General features: G+C 35.8%; 14 protein-coding genes. 11 read left to right on the top strand and 3 right to left on the bottom strand.

What is annotated here, in order from left to right:
• Positions 1 to 52 precede the first annotated feature (52 nt).
• The 6 genes from JNUCC25_RS12505 (at position 53) to JNUCC25_RS12480 (ending at position 5,109) form a co-directional block, all read left to right on the top strand.
• Positions 53 to 244, top strand: coding sequence for a hypothetical protein (locus JNUCC25_RS12505; RefSeq protein WP_028408436.1), 192 nt, complete (start codon positions 53 to 55; stop codon positions 242 to 244).
• Between the two features lie 398 nt (positions 245 to 642).
• Positions 643 to 987: a DUF2294 domain-containing protein gene (locus tag JNUCC25_RS12500; RefSeq protein ID WP_013057171.1), complete on the top strand. Its 345-nt coding sequence runs from the start codon at positions 643 to 645 to the stop codon at positions 985 to 987.
• 188 nt (positions 988 to 1,175) lie between these two features.
• Positions 1,176 to 1,970, top strand: coding sequence for a formate/nitrite transporter family protein (locus JNUCC25_RS12495; protein WP_013057170.1), 795 nt, complete (start codon positions 1,176 to 1,178; stop codon positions 1,968 to 1,970).
• 435 nt (positions 1,971 to 2,405) lie between these two features.
• Positions 2,406 to 2,588 (top strand): hypothetical protein, encoded by a 183-nt coding sequence (locus JNUCC25_RS12490; protein WP_231101803.1) that lies wholly within the window; start codon positions 2,406 to 2,408, stop codon positions 2,586 to 2,588.
• A 116-nt stretch (positions 2,589 to 2,704) separates the two neighbouring features.
• A complete protein-coding gene (locus JNUCC25_RS12485; RefSeq protein WP_078081863.1) occupies positions 2,705 to 4,666 on the top strand; it encodes a GTP-binding protein in 1,962 nt (653 codons plus the stop codon).
• Positions 4,667 to 4,797: 131 nt separating this feature from the next.
• On the top strand, positions 4,798 to 5,109 hold the full coding sequence (locus JNUCC25_RS12480; RefSeq protein WP_013057166.1) for a hypothetical protein: 312 nt from the start codon (positions 4,798 to 4,800) through the stop codon (positions 5,107 to 5,109).
• 58 nt (positions 5,110 to 5,167) lie between these two features.
• On the opposite strand, the gene JNUCC25_RS12475 is transcribed toward JNUCC25_RS12480, so the two are convergent.
• Positions 5,168 to 5,689, bottom strand: a complete 522-nt coding sequence (locus JNUCC25_RS12475; protein ID WP_029321919.1) for an LURP-one-related/scramblase family protein — start codon at positions 5,687 to 5,689, stop codon at positions 5,168 to 5,170.
• Positions 5,690 to 5,912: 223 nt separating this feature from the next.
• Here JNUCC25_RS12475 and JNUCC25_RS12470 point away from each other — a divergent pair, with 223 nt between their 5' ends.
• The 3 genes from JNUCC25_RS12470 to JNUCC25_RS12460 all read left to right on the top strand — a co-directional run bounded on the left by JNUCC25_RS12470 (position 5,913) and on the right by JNUCC25_RS12460 (position 10,124).
• A complete protein-coding gene (locus JNUCC25_RS12470) occupies positions 5,913 to 7,316 on the top strand; it encodes a glutamate decarboxylase (RefSeq protein WP_454223276.1) in 1,404 nt (467 codons plus the stop codon).
• Between the two features lie 215 nt (positions 7,317 to 7,531).
• Positions 7,532 to 8,491 (top strand): hypothetical protein, encoded by a 960-nt coding sequence (locus JNUCC25_RS12465; protein WP_454223275.1) that lies wholly within the window; start codon positions 7,532 to 7,534, stop codon positions 8,489 to 8,491.
• Positions 8,492 to 8,957: 466 nt separating this feature from the next.
• Complete coding sequence (locus JNUCC25_RS12460) at positions 8,958 to 10,124, top strand: Ig-like domain-containing protein (protein WP_029321913.1); 1,167 nt, start codon at positions 8,958 to 8,960, stop codon at positions 10,122 to 10,124.
• 316 nt (positions 10,125 to 10,440) lie between these two features.
• Here the strand turns inward: JNUCC25_RS12460 and JNUCC25_RS12455 are convergent, their stop codons facing one another.
• On the bottom strand, positions 10,441 to 11,376 hold the full coding sequence (locus JNUCC25_RS12455) for a 3'-5' exonuclease (RefSeq protein WP_064471709.1): 936 nt from the start codon (positions 11,374 to 11,376) through the stop codon (positions 10,441 to 10,443).
• A gap of 1,503 nt (positions 11,377 to 12,879) precedes the next feature.
• Between JNUCC25_RS12455 and JNUCC25_RS12450 the strand changes: the two genes are divergently transcribed.
• Together JNUCC25_RS12450 and mbcS are read left to right on the top strand one after the other, a co-directional pair.
• The gene (locus JNUCC25_RS12450) at positions 12,880 to 13,578 is read left to right on the top strand and encodes a hypothetical protein (protein ID WP_013057158.1); all 699 of its coding nucleotides are present in this window, start codon (positions 12,880 to 12,882) and stop codon (positions 13,576 to 13,578) included.
• 155 nt (positions 13,579 to 13,733) lie between these two features.
• Positions 13,734 to 15,314 carry an acyl-CoA synthetase MbcS gene (gene mbcS, locus JNUCC25_RS12445; protein WP_035438978.1) on the top strand — a complete coding sequence of 527 codons (1,581 nt, stop codon included), beginning with the start codon at positions 13,734 to 13,736 and terminating at the stop codon, positions 15,312 to 15,314.
• Positions 15,315 to 15,356: 42 nt separating this feature from the next.
• On the opposite strand, the gene JNUCC25_RS12440 is transcribed toward mbcS, so the two are convergent.
• A complete protein-coding gene (locus JNUCC25_RS12440) occupies positions 15,357 to 16,319 on the bottom strand; it encodes a VanW family protein (RefSeq protein WP_013057156.1) in 963 nt (320 codons plus the stop codon).
• Between the last annotated feature and the right edge of the window lie 387 nt (positions 16,320 to 16,706).

The raw sequence follows: 16,706 nt of genomic DNA, 5'->3' as shown, positions 1-16,706 counted from the left end.
TGTTATTTTTTTAGAGCAATTCTCTATAATAACAGTTAAAGAGGTGAATCCGATGACAGATAACAATGTTGGGTTTGGAGTTAGCGGAGGCGAAGAGACTAGAAAAAAGTCTACTGTTTCTAGTGAAGCTCCTATATCTAATGATGTACAACAAAACCAAAAACAAGATAACTACGAAAAGCTTAGCCATCAACTAAATTCATTATCTGATGATGAATTTAGAGCAGATCGTGATGAAGATTAAGGGTTACCTATCAAAAAAGAATATTTAAATTAAATAAAGTATTATGAAAGTAAACTAATTGGATTCCATGACTTTAACATGATAGCATTAACTACTGGTACAAACATACCACTTGACTATTTTGACATGCTATTTTGTCAAAGTTCTTAGTTATTTCTTTGATAACTGAGAATCCATTTGTAACCTTTAAGTAGAGATATAAAGGTAATCCTTCACTTTAATAAGTGAAGGGTTTTTTTTATCATTTCGTAATGATTTTGCGATTGTTTGGATTAACGGGGATAAAACAGATACATTGTATACAATGTAAACGTCGTCATGTATAATGTAACTTATTCTTAGTTGAAAACTTGAATGAGCAGGATAGACATACTCGAGATAAGCGGGGGCATACACCAGTGTCTAAGAAAATACATGATTTTAATGATATTATCCGAAAGCTGCGCAAAAAACTTTTTGGAAAAGGTCCAGAACGAATTCATACTGTATTTGTTCAAAATATGGCTATTTCAACTTTGTACGGCAACTTAACGCCAGCTGAACAATTTATCGCGAGAACAACCGAAGGTAAAGAGACGGTACATATGGCAAGAACAAAGCTTATTCAAAACCTGTACGCTTCATCTCCTCCAGAGGGGCTTGAAGACTTGTTAGGAGCTAAGCTGGAGTACTTATTTTCTGATATCAAAGTAGAAGAAGATATCGCTGTTTCTGTGTTTGTGTTTGAAACCAATATTCAGTAGAACAACGTAAAATACATAATTTAATTAAATGAAAGAGAAGTAGGATCTGCTTGTTTTTTATTTGATTTTATTATAGATAATGATGACTGATATACTGTAAAGAAAGTGCAGGATTATTAGGCAGCATTCAAAAACCTTGTGTAAAAGGTGTTTTTGAGTGCTGCCTTTTTTAGTTAAGGAGGAGTTTTATGGCATTTCACAAGCCGGATAAAATGTTAAACATCGCTTTAGAAGCAGGGATTTCAAAAACGAAGCTGTCCCTTTCTTCCATTCTCATGCTTGGGTTTTTAGGAGGCGCGTTTATTGCGCTTGGCTTTTTACTAGATGTACGCGTAATTGGTAATTTACCAGCTGAATGGGGAAGTTTATCGAATCTTTTAGGAGGGGCCGTCTTTCCTGTAGGTCTTATGCTGGTTGTACTTGGGGGAGCGGAGCTTATTACAGGGAATATGATGTCTGTTTCCATTGCTCTGTATGCAAGAAAAATTTCACTTCGTCACTTGCTTCATAACTGGTTTTGGGTCACGCTTGCTAACTTTTTAGGTGCCGCATTTATCGCATATTTCTTTGGACATATTGTAGGTTTAACAGAAACAGGGCCTTTTTTAGATAAAACGGTAGCAATTGCTCAGGCTAAAATTGATGAATCGTTTTTTAAAACGCTTATTTCCGCTGTGGGCTGCAACTGGCTTGTATGTTTAGCTATTTGGCTTTCATACGGTGCTGAAGATGTTACGGGGAAAATTCTTGGTATTTGGTTTCCTATTATGGCATTTGTTGCGATTGGCTTTCAGCACGTTGTAGCCAATATGTTTATTATTCCCGCTGCTATTTTTGCAGGTCACTTTACTTGGTTTGATTTTATGACAAATATTGTCCCTACCTTTATTGGAAATATGATAGGTGGAGCTGTATTTGTAGGTCTTATTTATTTTTCTTCTTATCAACAAAAACAAAAAGAACAATTAAAAAAAGCTTCTTAAGCGGTTTTATCAGTTGTCATTAAAAAAAGCAGTCTCTTAGTAAAGAGGCTGCTTTTTTGATAGTGAAAGGTGAAAAAATGTGTTTTTAACAATTTATGTATGATAACATATAAATCAATTAAGGTTGGGTAAACGTTCAAATTCGTTTTTTATTTTCATAATAATATTATGGTTAACTAGATGATAAGGAATACATGCATAAGGGAAAGAAAGATTGAATATTGGTATAGGGTTAATTCTACTATCTGTCGCACTACTATTTCTTATATCAGGAATGTTTTTACGCAAGAAGAGAAAAAAGGTATGTAGCAACAGTTTGTTAATCGCAGGAACATTGATTTTATCAGCAAGTCTATTATTACTTACTGGTTTATATGATCCATATGCAAATCATATTTAATAACTTACTAACGGAGAGTGAAGAAATTGAAGTTCATGTTTGCTGTTTTATTGATTATATTTGGTAGCATTTTAGTTGGGTTGACTAGTAACAGTCTAGGCGCGACAGGTAATAACATCATGCATTTAGCTGGAATTGGGTGCCTTATAGCAGCTATTTTTATAGCAAAAGGCAAAAAAGATACCAAAAGCCGTACAAAAAAGGAATGCGATGTTTAATCACGCATTCTTTTTTGATGTAAGCAGCTCTAATTCTTTGCCGTCCACTTTTTCTTACGATTATTATAAAATAGAGAGTAACAGCTATACATACAGCAGTAAGGTGGTATTTAACAATGAAACAATCTAATAAAACAATCGGCATTGCAGCGCATGTGGATGCAGGGAAGACTACGTTTTCCGAGCAGCTTCTTTATCATACAAAAAGTATTAAACAGCGAGGAAGAGTTGACCACAAAGACTCCTTTCTTGATACCCATGCGATTGAAAAAGAACGAGGAATTACGGTATTTGCCGATCAAGGAACTTTTTCATATAACGGTTCTACTTACTATTTAATTGATACGCCGGGCCACGTCGATTTTTCACCTGAAATGGAACGTTCTATTCAAGTGATGGACTATGCCATTGTTATCTTAAGTGCAGTAGAAGGAGTCGAAGGCCATACAGAAACGGTTTGGCAGCTGCTTCAAAAACATCGTGTGCCCGTATTCTTTTTCATCAATAAAATCGATCGTGTAGGAGCAGATCCTGAACGTGTTATAAATGATATTAAACACAACTTAACCCCCGATGTTTTTGACATAACGTCAGAGCTTCTAGATGGCTCGTTAAGTGAGGAACTTATTGAATTTATAGCTGAAAAAGATGAAGAGCTTCTAGATGCATTTATGGAAGGTAAGAATGATCAAGCTTATTGGAGAGCGGCTATGCAAAAGCTTATTCAAGCCAATCAGCTTTTCCCGTGTGCGAGTGGTTCAGCTTTACAAGACATCGGTATTAAAGAATTTTTAGAGAAGGTTGATTTGTTAACAGAAACTCGCTACTCGAAGGAAGAAGCATTTTCAGGGCGTGTATATAAAATTCGGCACGATGAAAACGGCATGCGTATCACGTTTATCAAAGCTCTTAGCGGGACACTGCAGGTGCGTGATGAAGTGGCTTATGAAAAAAACGGAGAGCTATACGAAGAAAAAATTACTCAAATTCGCGCTTATAACGGAAGCACATTTAAAAACGTTAATGAAGGTTCAGCCGGCGAACTTTTTGCAGTTACAGGATTGTCTTCAGCATCGATTGGAGACGGTCTTGGAACGTTAAAAGAAAGCCGGTCCTACGAGCTTTTGCCTACGTTAAAATCAAAAGTTGTTTTTGAGCCTTCTGTTCATCCAAAAGAAGGAATTAAACTTTTTCGATTATTAGATGCTGAAGACCCTTCTTTACATGTGACGTGGGAAGAAAGGACTCAAGAACTTCATATTCATGTGATGGGAGCAATTCAGCTTGAAGTTCTCGAAAAACTGATAAAAGAACGTTTTAATATAAACGTACAGTTTGAAGAACCAGAAATTTTGTACAAAGAATCCATTCAAAATACAGTGATGGGCTACGGGCATTTTGAACCGTTGAAACACTATGCAGAAGTTCATTTGAAAATAGAAGCAGCGGAACGAAACAGCGGAATTACTTTTGAAAATGCTTGTCACGCCGACGATTTGTCCGTTGGGTATCAAAATCTAGTCCGTCAGCATATATTTGAAAAGCCGCATCACGGTTTGCTGACAGGTTCGCCTATTACTGATATAAAAGTGACGTTGTGTACCGGACGAGCTCATAACAAGCATACAAGCGGAGGAGATTTTAGAGAAGCAACGTACCGAGCATTACGACAAGGGTTAGAAAAAGCCAAAAACATTGTGCTGGAACCGTATTATGACTTTAAAATTAAAGTAGATATTGATCAAATGGGAAGAGTATTAGCTGATGTTCAAAGCGCACACGGTCGCTTTGATTCTCCTGTAACAACCGAAAACAAAGCGATTATTACAGGAAAAGTTCCTGTTGCTACTTTTATGACCTACGGTTCGACGCTAGCATCTTTTACGCATGGAAAAGGAGCGATGTCTCTATTATTCGGAGGGTATGAACGCTGTCATAATGAAGAAGAAGTTATTGAACGAATCCGCTACAATAAAGAGGCGGATCCCGAATACAGTTCATCCTCCGTCTTTTGCGCCAAAGGACAGGGCTATACGGTTCCTTGGAAAGAAGTAGAGGAAAAAATGCACTGTTTATAAAAAGCACTGTAGCAATCGCTACAGTGCTTTTTCGTAATAGTCTTTCATTAGTTATTTTCTTCATATCTTTACAATAAAAACCACATTATAGTATAGTTTACTTATATTTCTAAAAAAGAGGTGATAGAAACGTGGATGCCACTGTTAAAACAACTAAAAGTGGGATAATAGGTGGGATTCTTGGAGGAATTTCACTTTTATATGTCATTATTAATACTTTATTGATCCTTAACTTTTTTACAGGACTTATTGCGGCTGAAAAGCTTCAAGGACTGCCTATTATCGCACCTATCTTTTTAGTTCCGCTCATGATTGTTCCTGCAATTATTGGTTTCTTTATAAAAAAAGACAAGCTCTGTCTATGGGCGATTATTTTAAATATCATCTTGTTTCTTGTACCAATTAGCTACCCTGTCATCGGTACATTAGTATTTGGCCCTTAATTAAAAAACGAACAAACTTTATATTGAAGTTTGTTCGTTTTTTAATATCATATAACCACTATTGAGCCGGAGCAGTAGCTGTACTGCTGTTTTCGTCTTTCACCATCATCCTTACGCCTTGTACAACCGCAATTCCTTCCCACTTATCAAGATCAGGTTCGAGAAATTCTAAAGCAAACGTGTGGGGACGTAATGACAGAAAAGAAGAGAGTGTGCGGACTTGAATGATAGGAACGCCGGAACGCAAAACGTCGAATTTGCGATCTGTTATATTCCCCGTAATTTCATATGTATCGCCATCGTTTCTGATATAAAGATACTTCTTTTTAAAAAAAGTGAATTTCCGTTGAATCATGCCAACTTCATTTCCTTGATGATCAGAAATAATCAGCTTTGGCATGAGGGCAAACATTTTAGATTTACCTGTAAATATAATTTCTTCGTCCTTTAAAATCTCAAATTTATTAGCAATAGATAACTTATATGTGACATTTCCAACAACGTCTTGTGATTCATTATAAATAGGAGATTCACCTAATTCGAAAAACTTGTCTTGCAAGATAATCCCTTGTTTCTCCATCCGAAAACCTCCTTTAGAATATATTACCATATTTTTTACCCTTAAGTTGTACCAAGCAGATTTTTATGAGTATCACTAAATAAAGGTCACCCTTATGTGCTGCGGATAATGAAAAGAATGAAAATAGGTTTCAAAGCTCATAATGTGTAAAGGAGACCTGCTTGTTATAACACCAGGTGAACGTAAAGCAATTTGTTAGATATACATAAGGAGATGATACTTTATGCCTCAATGGCACCCACATCGTGAACAAAAAAATTTACCTGATGAATTTCCTGTTAATCCGCTTTTTTCTCGACAAGGAGAAGTGACGATTCCAAGACTGCGTATCGGTGATCAAGGTATGCTTCCGGAAACGGCTTATCAAATCATTCATGACGAAATTGCTTTAGACGGAAATGCCCGCTTGAATTTAGCTACGTTTGTTACTACGTGGATGGAGCCTGATGCAAAGCGTTTGTACGGAGAATCTTTTGATAAAAATATGATCGATAAAGATGAGTATCCGCAGACAGCGGCTATTGAAGAGAGATGTGTACGTATTTTAGCGGATTTGTGGAATTCACCTAATCCTGATACCACGATGGGCGTTTCTACTACAGGTTCATCTGAAGCATGTATGCTTGGTGGACTAGCGTTAAAAAGACGCTGGCAGAAACTGCGTAAAATTAAAGGGCTATCAACGGACTGCCCCAATATTGTATTTAGTTCATCGGTTCAAGTGGTATGGGAGAAGTTCGCAAACTATTGGGACGTAGAGCCTCGTTATGTGAACATTAATCCAGATCATCCTTATTTAGATGCAGAAGGCGTGATTAATGCGGTTGACGAAAATACAATTGGCGTCGTACCGATTCTTGGAGTCACGTATACAGGGGTTTACGAACCAATTGCTGCTATCGCAAAAGCATTGGATGAGTTACAGGAAAAAACAGGGTTGGATATTCCTATCCATGTAGATGCTGCTTCTGGAGGTTTTATCGCTCCATTTCTTCAACCAGACCTTATCTGGGATTTCCGCTTGCCACGAGTAAAGTCCATTAACGTGTCAGGACACAAGTATGGTTTAGTTTACCCTGGCTTGGGATGGGTAATTTGGAGAGAAAAAGAGGACTTGCCTGAAGATCTTATTTTCCGCGTTTCTTATTTAGGGGGCAACATGCCAACTTTTGCGCTCAACTTCTCTAGACCAGGAGCACAAGTCCTTTTGCAGTACTACAATTTCTTGCGTTTAGGTAAAGACGGCTATTATGCCGTGCAAAAAACCTCCCAAGAAAACGCGCTGTTTCTTAGCAAAGAAATTGGAGAAATGGACGCATTCGAAATTCTTGCTGATGGTTCAGATATCCCGGTTCTTGCTTGGAAACTGAAAGAAGACTATACACCAAACTGGACTCTTTATGATTTGTCTAGACAACTGCGTACGTACGGATGGCAAGTTCCTGCTTACCCACTCCCAGCAGACATGGAAGAAATCACAATCATGCGCATTGTTGTTAGAAATGGATTTTCAAGAGACCTTGCTCATTTATTTATGGTTAATTTCAAACAAGCCGTTGAATTTCTTAACTCGTTGGATAGACCTGTTCTTAAAGACACGAAATACGACAATGGATTTCATCATTAACATCTGTTACGAAAACACAAAGCCGTGTTCTGAAAAAAGTATATGGCTTTGTGTTTTTTTATGCATAAAAAGATAATTTATTCAAAAAATTCCATAAACAACACAAGAAAATATTCTTATATTTTCTTAATTTCGGTATAATAACCCCTAAGGTTTTGTGGTTCTTTAGAATTATAAAAAACCTAAAAAAGGATAAAAAAAGGGGATAATAGTCTATGGAAATGTTGAAAGTTGCTTTTGGTATTCCATTATTAGCTATATTGCTAGCAGCCTGTAGCGATGAATCTAGTGAAACTGTATCGCAAAAAGAAGAGCCTACAGAGAAATCAACAGCGGGTCATACGAAAGAAAATGGCAACAAAATGGCTGTAAAAGAATCATCGCCGAATACATTACAAACAAAAGCATCAACAATTAAAAAAGCAGTTAATTCTAAAGAAGCGGATCGCGATTACTTATTAAACGTAATGAATGGTTATCAGTATATCCAAGTAGGTGACAATCAATATATTTACTATGGCATTAATCAAGAGCAAAATGTTTTTTGTATGATGGAAGTTAATTTTGACGCCAGTGGTGATTATGTAGAAAACATCAATTTTGTTGATAATGCTTCAGAAGAACAAATTGCTTTGCTTCAAAATCAAATGCAAGAACAACAAAAGCAATTATCTGACCTTGAACAGCAGCAAATGGAAAAGGAATTAGATGATTACTATGCGCAGCTAGAAGAAGACCGACAAAAAGAAGAAGAGGCGCAGGCAGAAGCTGATGCAGAAGCAGATCGTAAAGCGGAGGAAGAACGTTTAGCAGAAGAAGAAAAGAAACAGCAGGAGGAAGAAGCTCAGGCTGATTCAGAAGATGAGGCCCAAACGGAATCAGAACCAGAGCAAGAAGAAGATACAGAAGCAATTGAGGAAGAGGAAACAGCCGAACAAACAGTTTCCCAAGAACAAGCTATCCAGCTGGTTCGTGATCAGCAAGGCATATCTGAAGATTCACCTCTCCTTGTAGCATATGATCACGTTGACGACTCAGGAAACTATATTATCCATGTTTATGAAAATGTTGTTGATAATGAAGAAACAGGAGAAGGGCATACAGCTACACAAGGGTGGTATCAAGTAAGTCCTAGTGATGGGTCAATTACTAATGTTACGTTAGACGGTTACTAATAAAATAAGCTGTTTATTAAACATAAAAAGAGTGATACAAAATCCCAAAAGTAGCTATTATATATACTTTTGGGATTTTAATTCCTGTTGACTATAAATTGTAATAAAATGGATTTTTTAAAAATTAAAACGTAGTAACTAACGTATAGAAAAGTTTTTTCTCTATCTTTCAAAAGAACAAAAATGTTAGATACTGACACTCTTAAATACAACCGATATATGATTTATCTATGCTTCATTTTATAGTTCATTTCACTTTCGTAAAGAGAAAGTACATTATAAAACTAAACATCTTTTCCTCCACAGATATAAAAATAGTAAAAGATTTAGAGGAAGACAGCCCCATTAAAAATGGCTGTCTTTTTTTGTCGGAATTTGAATATAGAATTATATGGTTATGTTAAAAATTAAGTAGTATGATAGTCGTAGTTATAAAGTAATTACATATGGTTAAGGGAGAGATTAAATGAAGAAAAAGGGTATCATCTCATTATTATCTGTAGGTTTACTAGCTTCCTCATTATCAGTAAGCACAACTCAAGCAGCTGAAAATAACTATGAGTCTTCAAAGAAAACCATTGAAAGCCGATTGAAATCTGATAAACCGTTAAATCATAATGTTATTAATCCCTATGCGCTAAGGGAAATTAAAGAACAAACTTTAATTACATTAGAAACACCTAAAGGTTTTTCTACGAAAAAATTTAATGCATCAAGTGCAAGTATTAAGGGCAGTAGTGGTCAGCCAATGTATGAAAGTGAGCCTAATGATGATTTCAAAATAGCAGATACACTACTAAACGAGAGAGTAACATTTGGACAATTCGACGATACTCTTGATATAGATTTTTATAAGGTGAACGTATCTGGAAAAGGGACTTTACTAGTAGCGGGTGGAACAGATACTACTTCCAATATCGATTTACTATTTTTAGCAACTGAATATGAATATCAAGATCATGGTTATTTAGAATACTTAGGTTCTGAATATGATGATGGAGTGGAAGTGCAAGGATATAAAGTTAATAAAGCGGGCACGTATTACATACCTGTTTTAGATCTAAACGGAAATGATTATGATGCTATATATGGAATCTCTACTCAATTTGAAGCTGACAAAGATACTGTTGCGCCAAATAAACCTACTGTTAATAAAGTAGACAATAACGATAAAGTTATAACTGGTAAAGCGGAAGCAGGTTCAACTGTAACTGTTAATGTAGGTAAAAAACGAATTGGGTATGCAAAGGCAAGTTCAAAGGGAGCATTCTCTGTTAGTATTCCAGTTCAAAAAGCAGGCACTACGCTGAATGTAACCGCTAAAGATAGTGCGGGAAATGTAAGTAAACTTACCTATATAACAGTTGTAAAAGCTGACGTTACTCCACCAAACAAGCCAGCAGTTAATAAAGTAGATGATAATGATAAGGTTGTGACAGGAAAAGCAGAAGCTAACTCTACCGTAACTGTTAATATAGGGAAGAATAGAATTGGGTATGCAAAAGCAAATTCAAAGGGCTCATTCTCTGTTAGTATTCCAGTTCAAAAAGCAGGCACTACGCTGAATGTAACTGCTAAAGATGCTTCGAATAATGTAAGTAAAGTTACGTATGTAACTGTTGTGAAACATTAAAATTGATAAACTGTTTAGATTATCTGCGATGCATTAAGTGGTAAATCAATCCAATAATAATCACAAAAGCTAAAATCAGACTGTTAGGATAGCAGGATAGCTAGTATTATAAGCAGACCAATTGTGTCTGCTTTTTTATTTAGGTAAAATACATAACTCCGTAGTAAGTAAACTTATTTAGACCTAATTGAGGCCTAAAACTTTATTATTAATAAGGGAAGATTATAATGATGATTCCGTTCTTGAGAGTTTATGGAATGAACAGGAACAAGGGGATAAGGAAAGAGCTAAATTATGTACCAAAGAGAACGGATTTTCATCCTCTCTTTAAAGAAAGCTGGTTTAAAGGGTATAGAGTGCTCTCATCTAAAATGATAATTTTCGATGAATATTCGAGATGTTCATTATAACAAAGCAACAAATTATGATAAAAATCCAGTAAAAGACCGACATGAAAACTATTTTCCTCCGAAAACAAACCAGAGCGATTGATAAGAATATTTTCGTATTTTTTAACGATTCTTTGAGTTCTCTTTATAATTTTTACCGCATCTTTCATTTTATACATTTCATTTAACTCTTCCGCAAATATGTGGAGGTCTTTTTGTATGGTAGTTCTAAGCGCTGCATTCATTTCTTTAATGTTCTGCGGTACTTCTTCCAAAATAAATTGCTTTATCATAATGAAATCAGACTGCACTGGCTCGTTCAAAAAGCTTAGGTATATGCGAAGAGTGTTATACGCATCATACATCGGATTGTGCTTTTTACCCTCAAACTGCAAATTATATAAAGCTAACCCATTTTCTACTGATACGTTATTTTTAGAAACACGCTTTGTAAAAATTGCTTGAAAATCAACATAACGCTGTTCTATTTTCTTTATAGTAGCAAGAGAGATTTCGTGCTTTGCCGCATCTATTTTTAAACGGGATAAATCGCTGGTAGACCAGGAGAAAAAACGGGATTTTTTAATTCCGCCAATCCAGGTTAAAAAGTCTTCAAAAACATTTTTAAAATTACTTGCACCGACTAAATCAGTATCGTTAATACCGGTTAACTCTTTGCAAAAGCGGCTTAAGGACACTCGTTTTGTAGGTTGAATATAACGATCAAAAAACTCAATGTCTTCTGTCTCGATATTGTACTTCACCGCGCCGAGCCGAATTGCTTCCATATCTTCAAACGGCATTCCTTTGTTTGAACACAGCATTTCAAAATCAAAAAAGATAAATTGTTTTACATCTGCCATATTCTATGCTCCTCTCTCTAACAGGTTATTATAAGGGAATAGGTGTGAAAGAGAAAGAACTAATAAATTCCAAATCCCGAGGATAACAATGGATTATTTCAAAAGGCTAGGGGACGCTTATCAGTTTCTAGGTAGCGGAAAAGTTTTTGAAGCTCTTCGAAGGACATATAAACAGGAAGTTCTTTGTCTGATTTTGGCGCTTGGATATTAGCAGTGAAGTCTGACTTCATATAATTTTCTTTTAAGCAATATTGCCTAAGTGGCTTGATATACGACGTTGTAACGTTTCGATGATTAATTACTTAATTCTATACAAAACGACGTACACTTGAAGATGTAAGGTCATCCAAATCAAGTGAGCGATTATTTTCTTATAGGAATTCTCGATAAAGCCTTAAAGCAAGCAAACGAGTAACCAAGACAAAGCAATAGGTGATATGTATTCCAAGGGTCTAAGAGTAAGGGAGACCGCAATGATTTTATTTCTTTTTCTAGTTTACATAATATATATTCTAGGAACCAATAGATAAAACGTAAATTCTGTCTCATTACAAAAGTATACTTATGATAGTGAGACAGAATTTAAAAATGAGATAGGGTTTGTGTTTATTTAATTTAACTCACTAAACTAATTATCAGCAAGATTTGTTCTAATTGAACAAATGTGGGTATGATTTTATAGAATGTATATTGATTTCAACAGATTGTTTTTAAGTTTGATCAGTTCGACTTATATTTATAGATTTTGAAAAATAAATGAGTTTACTTGTAGGGATTTAGATTTTATACTCATTTATTTTTTCTCATCGTATTCTCAATGAACTCTTTGCAAATTGATAAAATCTGTTTACGTTTAATATTTTAAGGATTTATTTGCTACAGAACGTATATTTTTCATTTAGTACATATGTTTGCATTTTATGGATTTTTATTCATTTACAAAAGTCAAAACCTCGTATTTTCTGCAATAAAATACAGTAATTAGTATTTTTATTCTATCTGATTCCTTGTTAAAATCATTGAAAACCCCTTTCTTATCAGCTTTTTAGTGATTTTAGTTGTAGTTTCCTTTTTCATCGGGTATAATATTAAACAAATAGATGACGGTATAAATTGGATGTCATTATCCAGTTTTAAAGGAGCGATACTCATGAACATTACAATTTATTATGGAAATCATGAAGATAAAACAATTCATACAATGGATTGTCACGTAGATATCGATTTAGATGATGAAGATATGGTAGCTTTAACAGAAGCTCGTTAATGAATATATAAAAGGCTGTGGATGCTTTTCATCTTCAGCCTTTTATTTTTTGCTCTCCCTCTCCTCTTTAACTTCTACTAACCGCTACGTTTTAGAAACCTTAGTTACTTTTATTATAAAATTTCAAATTCTCCGTTAACTTCTCTTTACTTTTCGACACATTTTTTGTATCATTAGATAAGAACGTATGTTCGTTTTATTTTTATCGTATTGATGATCACAAGGAGTGTTTTTGAATGACGGTACGAAAAAGAAAAAGAAAGAAGCTCCCTCCTACCCTATCCAATACAGGCTTTATTGGATCAACGTTTGCTGATACAGATGAATTAGCGCGCAATGAATATCACTTTCCTCGTAAGCAAATGAAAATTACCCATCATGTCTTAGATGCCTTGCTTCAAGGGGCAACGCACTTATTTCAACAGCATAAAGTTGAAGCCGCTATCTCATGCGTGTATCTTCCTAAGTACAAGAAGATTGGTTTAGTCCTTTCTAAACAGCCTTTTGGCCGCAATGAAGGCATTGGGTATTTTATTAATTACTTAAAGGAAATCGGACATATTGAATGGGATGAAAAAACGAAAGACTACGAAATACATAATACGAGTTTTATCGGCGTGGTATTTGCAGATCTAGAAAAAATTGCTAAGTTCACCTTCGACTTTGAGCTGGAATTGCTGTCAAAGTTCGTTAAAGACTTAATTATTCCTGCTAAAGAGCTGTTCTTGCAGCATAATGTAAAAGCTTATCTCTCAGGCGTTGAAAATGAAGATCAGCATAAAGTAGGGTTTGTTTTATCGATCAAGCCTTATGATGAACGTAAGGAAGCAGACTTATATTTTGTGGAGTATTTAAAAGAACGTGGTTTATACGAAGAGGACGAGTCTGAAGAAGAGCTAGTACCTATTCATACAAAATGGAGCTTATTTAAATAACATACGTTATACCCGCTGTCTTAATAAGATAGGCGGGTCTTTTTTTGCTTTTTTACTAAAACCCAAAACAAATTAGTAGCAAGTACTAATAGTTAGTAATATAATAATAGTAATGATAAAAATCATTGATATCTATAATATAAGGAGTCGTTTTTATGATTCAACTAAAAGATTTAGTTCCAAGTGAACATTACAACTTAACAGAGGAAATTGAAAAACATGCATCCGATCAGCTTGCGTTAAAGTGGCAGGACGCTGACGGTGCACGTGAAGAAATTACATATAACCAGCTGTTAGCAAAAGCCAATAAAGTGGCAAACGGGTTAACAGAGCTAGGTTTAACAAAAGGCGATCACGTTTTAGTTATTGCGCCTCGCCTTATTGAATCGTACGCTATTTACTTAGCATGCTTAAAAGCAGGTATTATTGTAATTCCTTCTTCAGAACTATTACGCGCAAAAGATATCCAATATCGTTTACATCACGCTGAAGCAAAAGCGATTATTTCTTACCATCCTTTCTGCAATGAGATCGATAAGATTGAAAACTTCCCTACTTCTCTACAACATAAAATTACGTTTGGTGCTGATGTTACGTCATGGACGCGCTTAGAGTCACTTACGGCGGATGCATCAGAACAGTTCCAAGCAGCTAAAACAACTAAGGATGATACGGCATTCCTTCCTTATACATCTGGTACAACAGGACAGCCAAAAGGCGTTGTTCATACTCATGGATGGGCTTATGCTCACCTTCGTATCGCAGCTGCTGAATGGTTAGATATTAAAAAAGGAGATACGGTATGGGCAACAGCAGGTCCTGGTTGGCAGAAATGGATTTGGACTCCGTTTTTATCTGTACTTGGACAAGGTGCAACAGGCATTATCTATAACGGACGTTTTGAACCTAAAAAGTTTTTAGAAATTTTACAGGATGAAAAAGTAAACGTGCTGTGCTGCACGCCAACAGAGTACCGCTTTATGGCTAAAATTGATGAGCTTGAACGTTTTGACCTATCTCACCTTCATAGCGCTGTATCTGCGGGAGAACCGCTAAATGAAGAAGTGATTAATGTGTTTAAAAAATATTTTAATATCCAAGTACGTGATGGATACGGTCAAACAGAGAATACTCTTTTAATCGGTACATTAAAAGGTGTAAAAACAAAGATTGGTTCAATGGGTAAACCGATGCTTGAAGGATTTGTAGAAATCATTAATGAAGACGGCGAACCTTGTAAGCCTGGAGAAGTTGGAGATATTGCCGTTCGTAGAGACCTCCCTTCTCTTTTCAAGCACTACTATAAAGATATGGAGCGCACTGAGAAAACGTATAAAGGAAACTACTATTTAACAGGTGACCGCGCTTCTAAAGATGAAGATAACTATTACTGGTTCCAAGGACGCGGAGATGATATCATTATCAGTTCCGGCTATACAATTGGGCCATTTGAAGTTGAAGATGCATTAATTAAGCATCCAGCGGTGAAAGAATGTGCCGTTATAGCTAGCCCAGATGCTGATCGCGGCCATGTTGTAAAAGCGTATGTTGTTCTTGTCGATCATGTAAAAACAACAGATGCAGGGTTTATTAAAGAGCTGCAAAATCACGTAAAGACTTTAACTGCACCTTACAAGTATCCTCGCGTAATTGAATTTATTGATGAATTGCCAAAAACTAATTCAGGTAAAATTCGACGTGTGGAACTTCGTGAACGCGAGCAACAAAAAGCATAATAAATGAAAAAAAGACGTATCTGTTAGGATACGTCTTTTTTATTAGATAGCATGCTGTGAAGTACGGACATCTACCGTTAAAACACCGGTATTTACGTTTGCGTACGCTTTAATGATGACAGGGTAATCTTTGTTGTTTGTGAACTTAAAATCAGGTCCTCCCCACGATACGGTTGCATCTCTTCCTGCAGGTACATAACCTACATGTTTTGAATGGTGAGACCTAGCTGTCACTTGAAGACCAGCGCCGTCAATAGCATTAAATAGCGTAGAAGATGTTTGGCAGATCCCTCCGCCAATTCCCATCACCAGCTGTTTGTTGATGATTTCAGGAGCAGGCTGATAGCCTCTTTCTGCTGTGCGCTCCCCAACTGTTTGATTATAAGAAAATGAATCTCCAGGACCTAATACAACGTTGTTAATCGCTTCTGCGGATAGCTGAACATTTCTGTTTCGACTTGTATCACTTGGACGAAAACGTGTAGAATACGAAGCTAGCGATACATCAGCGATCCCTTGAGCAGATGCTGCCGTTACATTTGGAGCGGTTTCGTAAATCGGAACCTTTACATCCAATTGTTTCGTATTTAAGTTCTGCAGATTTTTAACAAGCTCTGCTTCTTTTAAAATGATTTGTTTGGACCCGCCGGTTAACGATCCATTTGCATCCATTTTTATGTTTTGCATAGGCGTGTCGATCCCTTTTGCCAGCTCAGACGCTAATTGCTTAATTTCTTGGTCGTATACGTCTTTATCCTTGTAATGAACCGGCTTGAATTCTTTCATTACTTTTCCTGTGCGGGAATCTTTCAGCTGATACGTTAGGTCTTCGATTTTAAGGACTGGTTTTTTCTTTTTCTCAGTCTTTTTTTCTGCTTTTTTCGCTGCTTGTTTTTGTTCTATCGCGGCTGTTTGCTTTGCAGAATGATTGGTATACATGCTGTACGCAATAAACGCACTTACAATTGTAGCGCCAAGCAAAAGCGCTCCTAAGACTTTCTTCATGTAATTGAATCCCCCCATATCTCGGCTTTACCTCAATATGTTTTTTCTATAAAAATATGTATACATTCATTTTATACAAACATCCTATAAAAGACGATCTGCCAAAGTGAATAATCACCATTTTTTATATTTTTTTCTTTGTTCAACACATGAGGTAAAGCGGAATGATGTTCATAGACCCCATTTTTTCTTATGAACTCAATAGAAAACAAATGTTGTATGCGTTTCCTGTTATTACTATTCTTATATATAATAGCACGAAAACAAGGATTTTTTAACGAATTATGGTAATTATTTTAAAATTTTTCTGACAATTTTCGCGGTGTTGTTCATTTTTCTATGGGCATTATACATGGTATAATGGTAAAAATGGAATTTGTTTTATGA

The sequence above is a fragment of the Priestia sp. JNUCC 25 genome, assembly GCF_053667915.1.
This window is presented reverse-complemented; position numbering and strand designations above follow the sequence as displayed.

Coding starts and splice junctions, on each gene's coding strand:
- JNUCC25_RS12450 (WP_013057158.1), top strand. CDS start 12,880: ATGACGGTACGAAAAAGAAAAAGAAAGAAGCTCCCTCCTACCCTATCC.
- mbcS (WP_035438978.1), top strand. CDS start 13,734: ATGATTCAACTAAAAGATTTAGTTCCAAGTGAACATTACAACTTAACA.
- JNUCC25_RS12460 (WP_029321913.1), top strand. CDS start 8,958: ATGAAGAAAAAGGGTATCATCTCATTATTATCTGTAGGTTTACTAGCT.
- JNUCC25_RS12490 (WP_231101803.1), top strand. CDS start 2,406: ATGTTTGCTGTTTTATTGATTATATTTGGTAGCATTTTAGTTGGGTTG.
- JNUCC25_RS12440 (WP_013057156.1), bottom strand. CDS start 16,319: ATGAAGAAAGTCTTAGGAGCGCTTTTGCTTGGCGCTACAATTGTAAGT.
- JNUCC25_RS12475 (WP_029321919.1), bottom strand. CDS start 5,689: ATGGAGAAACAAGGGATTATCTTGCAAGACAAGTTTTTCGAATTAGGT.
- JNUCC25_RS12455 (WP_064471709.1), bottom strand. CDS start 11,376: ATGGCAGATGTAAAACAATTTATCTTTTTTGATTTTGAAATGCTGTGT.
- JNUCC25_RS12495 (WP_013057170.1), top strand. CDS start 1,176: ATGGCATTTCACAAGCCGGATAAAATGTTAAACATCGCTTTAGAAGCA.
- JNUCC25_RS12465 (WP_454223275.1), top strand. CDS start 7,532: ATGGAAATGTTGAAAGTTGCTTTTGGTATTCCATTATTAGCTATATTG.
- JNUCC25_RS12470 (WP_454223276.1), top strand. CDS start 5,913: ATGCCTCAATGGCACCCACATCGTGAACAAAAAAATTTACCTGATGAA.
- JNUCC25_RS12485 (WP_078081863.1), top strand. CDS start 2,705: ATGAAACAATCTAATAAAACAATCGGCATTGCAGCGCATGTGGATGCA.
- JNUCC25_RS12505 (WP_028408436.1), top strand. CDS start 53: ATGACAGATAACAATGTTGGGTTTGGAGTTAGCGGAGGCGAAGAGACT.